Genomic DNA, 3,686 nt, shown 5'->3' on the forward strand with positions numbered 1-3,686 from the left:
GCAGGAAGGTCGTCTTACGGAGGAGCGCATCAATCTCTCGGCCGGGCGGGTGCTCCAAATGAAGGACGAGCTAGGCATGTTCGACACCCCCCTACCCCGCGCCGACCGCCTCAACCGCATCGGGGCGCCTGAGCATAAGCAGCATGCCCTGGAGGCGGCCCGCGAGTCGGTGGTACTGCTCAAGAACGAAAAGAACACCCTACCCCTAGCTCCTAGCAAGGTAAAACGCCTGTTGGTCATAGGCCCTGCTGCCGACTCCAAAGCCAACCTCGCGGGTGGCTGGACGTTGGCTTGGCAAGGTCGCGCTGAAGCGCAGTACCCGGCCGACGTCCTGACCATCTACACGGCCCTGAAGCGCGAATACCCCAATGCGCAGGTGGAAACTATGCCTTACCAGGATGCTACCGGCAAGCCGCTGCTGAGTAACATAGCCGCTGCTGCCCGTCGTGCCGATGCGGTGGTGCTGGCCCTGGGCGAAAAGCCGTACGCCGAAGGCCTCGGCAACATCAACGACCTGACCCTACCCGACGACCAGCAGCAGCTGGTGCGCACAGCCCAGGGCGCAGGCAAGCCCACGGTACTCGTCATGATTGGCGGACGGCCGAATATCATTCGCCCGGTGGCCGAACGCTCAGAAGTTGTCCTGTGGGGCGGCTTGCCGGGTTTCGGGGGCGGACAAGCTATTGCCGAAATCATCAGCGGCAAGGTGAATCCTAGCGGCCGCTTGCCCTTCACCTACCCGCAGGCAGCCGGCCACATTGCCAATTACCACCACGACAACAACGAAAACAGCTTAGAGCTGAGTGACTTTGGGGTTGGCTTTGAAAACCGGGGCAACAAGATCAAGAGCACTATGCTCACGGAGTATGGCTCGGGCATGAGCTATACCACGTTCCGCTACAGCAACCTGCAATTAGCCGACTCGGTGCTAACGGGCAACAAGCCAGTGCGGGCCACCGTGCTCGTAACGAACACGGGCACGCGCCCCGGCAAGGAAGCCGTGCTCTGGTTCCTGACCGACGAGGTAGGCCGCATCACGCGCCGGTGCGCCTACTCAAACACTTCGAGAAGCAGGAGTTTCAGCCGGGCGAAAGCCGGGAGATGACCTTCACCATTCAGCCGCAGCAGTCGCTGAGCTATCCTGCTGCCGATGGCCAACGCCTGCTCGAAGATGGGTTTTTCACCTTGCGCGTGGGCGACCAGCAGCGCCGTTTCCGGTACGCTGGTACCACAACGCAAGCGTCGGCTTCGCCGGTTCAGAAGGCAATAGGCGGTAAGTAGCTTTTCTTTAAGCGGGCATCTTGGCTGATGCCCGCTTATTATCTGTTCGTCTTTCTTTTATGTATCTCAGCAATCCTAAACCATTACTGGTGATGCTGTTGGCCTCTGGCTAGGCACTGGCTCAGCGGCTCATGCTGCGGTGCGTTTGCCGGCGCTGGTCGGCAACCACATGGTGGTACAGCGCGAGGTGCCTGTGCCCGTATGGGGGTGGGCCGCGCCCGGCGAGCAGGTGGCGGTGACGTTTCGGGGACACAGCTACCAAGCTACCCCCAATGCGGCCCCGGTCGGTGGCAGGTAGCCCTACCCGCCACGCCGGCCGGTGGGCCGTACACAATTACCATCAAAGGGCAGAACACCCTTACGGTGGATGATGTGCTGGTAGGCGACGTGTGGCTAGCCTCGGGTCAGTCGAATATGGAACTGCCGCTGCGCGACAAAAACGCGCCTGCGCCCGGTGCTATCCGCTTATTCTGAACGCTGAGCAGGAAGTAGCCATGGCCGACTTCCCGCAGATTCGGCAGTTTACGGTGCAGAAAGTGGTGGCGTATCAACCTCAAACCGAGAATGAGGGCTATAACTGGCAGGTATGCAGCCCCGCCACAGCCGGCAGCTTTTCGGCCGTGGCCTACTTTTTTGCCCGCGACTTGTACCAGCGTTACCATGTGCCCATTGGGATAATCAGCAGCCCCTGGGGTGGCACACCGGCCGAAGCCTGGGTAAGCGCCGAAGCCCTACAACAGTTGCCCGATTTTCAGGCCCCGTTGGCTGCTTTAGCGCAGCGTCCTGCTCGCCCTGCTACACTAGAAAAAAGACGCTCAGAACATGCCTACGTCGTGCTCGACAATGACATGATTGCGCCCTTGCAGCCTTATGCCCTGAAAGGCGTTATCTGGTACCAGGGTGAAAGCAATACCGGCCGGGGTGCACAGTACCGCACGCTGTTTCCGGCCCTTATCCGCAACTGGCGCGCCGTTGGGGGAGCGAGTTGCCTTTCTTATTTGTGCAGCTCGCCAACTTCACCAAGACCTACCCTCCCCGGCCCTTCTGACTGGGCTGAGGTGCGCGAAGCCCAGGCGCAGACCCTGGCTCTACCCCGTACGGGCATGGCCGTGGCCATTGACCTAGGGGACCCCGACGACATTCACCCCGCCAACAAGCAGGACGTGGGCCACCGCTTAGCCCTGGTAGCGCGCCAAGTAGCGTATGGCGATAAAAAGGTAGTAGCTGCGGGTCCTACCTTCCAACGCATGCGTATGAACGGCAATCAAGTACGCCTGATGTTCGGCAATACGGGCTCGGGCCTACTGCTGAAAAGCGGTACCACCACGCTCAGTGGTTTTGCCGTGGCCGGGGCCGATGGGCAGTTTCACTGGGCTACTGCCACGCTTGCAGGGCCGAAGGAAGTAGTGCTGACCTGCGCGGCCGTGCCCGCGCCGGTGGCCGTGCGCTACAGCTGGGCCAACAACCCGCTCGGCAACCTCTACAACCGCGAGGGCCTGCCAGCGGTGCCGTTCCGTACCGATGCGCCCGCAGACGCGGCAAGCAAGCCTGAATCTTTTACTGTGCTCCTGTCTCTTGCATGAAACACGTCTTCTCCGTATTGCTACTAGCGCTGTCACTGCCAACTTTGGCCGTAGCGAAGCCCAAGCTACTACCTTCTACCCTGCCGACAACCCGTATATCCAGTACACTGGGCGCATTGATTTTAGGGACGCCAAAAAGCCTCGCTGCTGGGCACCGGGGGCCTATTTCACCGCCCGATTTGCGGGACCATCTTGCGCAGTAGTGGTCAATGATGAGATGCTGTGGGGCAAGCACAACTACCTGGAAGTAGTGGTGGATGGCAAGCCAACACGCCTGCTCCTGACGGCCAAGGAAAACACAATAACCGTGGCCGAGAACCTACCCGGCAAGGTGCATACGCTCACCGTGTGCAAGAACACCGAATCGAACATCGGCTACCTGGAGTTTGTGGGGTTGCGTTGCGCCAAGCTACTTCCTCCGGTGGCCCGTCCTACGCGGCGCATCGAGTTCATTGGCAACTCCATTACTTGCGGGGCTAGTAGTGATGAATCGTCGGTGCCGTGTGGCAAAGGGAAATGGGAAGATCAGCATAACGCCTACCAAGCCTATGGCCCTACTACTGCCCGCGCCTTAGGGGCCGAGTGGCAACTCACGGCCGTATCGGGCATTGGCCTGATGCACAGCTGCTGCAACTTGCCCTACGTCATGCCCCAGGTATACGACAAAATTAACATGCGCGAGAACCTGCTGCCGTGGGACTTTAGCCGCTACCAGCCTGACGTGGTGACCGTGTGCCTGGGCCAGAACGACGGCGTGCAGGATTCAACCGTGTTCTGCCGCAATTACCTATCGTTCCTTCAGAAGCTACGTCGGCACTACCC

5 protein-coding genes are annotated in these 3,686 nt (G+C 60.2%); all 5 read left to right on the forward strand.

Annotated features, from left to right (window positions below; translation table 11 throughout):
- A partial coding sequence (locus VI25_RS22850; RefSeq protein WP_173664809.1) for a glycoside hydrolase family 3 C-terminal domain-containing protein occupies window positions 1–1,105 on the forward strand: 1,105 nt, incomplete at its 5' end.
- Window positions 1,045–1,281: a fibronectin type III-like domain-contianing protein gene (locus VI25_RS25520; RefSeq protein WP_072144905.1), complete on the forward strand. Its 237-nt coding sequence runs from the start codon at window positions 1,045–1,047 to the stop codon at window positions 1,279–1,281. The genes VI25_RS22850 and VI25_RS25520, both read left to right, overlap by 61 nt.
- Before the next feature lie 201 nt (window positions 1,282–1,482).
- Window positions 1,483–1,755 carry a hypothetical protein gene (locus VI25_RS24500; RefSeq protein WP_055562971.1) on the forward strand — a complete coding sequence of 91 codons (273 nt, stop codon included), beginning with the start codon at window positions 1,483–1,485 and terminating at the stop codon, window positions 1,753–1,755.
- A 20-nt stretch (window positions 1,756–1,775) separates the two neighbouring features.
- On the forward strand, window positions 1,776–2,864 hold the full coding sequence (locus tag VI25_RS22865; protein ID WP_055562972.1) for a sialate O-acetylesterase: 1,089 nt from the start codon (window positions 1,776–1,778) through the stop codon (window positions 2,862–2,864).
- Window positions 2,857–3,686, forward strand: an 830-nt coding sequence (locus tag VI25_RS22870; protein WP_055562973.1) for a GDSL-type esterase/lipase family protein, incomplete at its 3' end; no start/stop codon positions are given. The genes VI25_RS22865 and VI25_RS22870, both read left to right, overlap by 8 nt.

It is taken from the genome of Hymenobacter sp. AT01-02, from assembly GCF_000961955.2.
GTDB lineage: Bacteria > Bacteroidota > Bacteroidia > Cytophagales > Hymenobacteraceae > Hymenobacter > Hymenobacter mucosus.

Bases quoted from the DNA above. Each gene is read 5' to 3' on its own strand.
- VI25_RS24500 (WP_055562971.1), top strand. From the start codon at position 1,483: ATGGGGGTGGGCCGCGCCCGGCGAGCAGGTGGCGGTGACGTTTCGGGG.
- VI25_RS22865 (WP_055562972.1), top strand. From the start codon at position 1,776: ATGGCCGACTTCCCGCAGATTCGGCAGTTTACGGTGCAGAAAGTGGTG.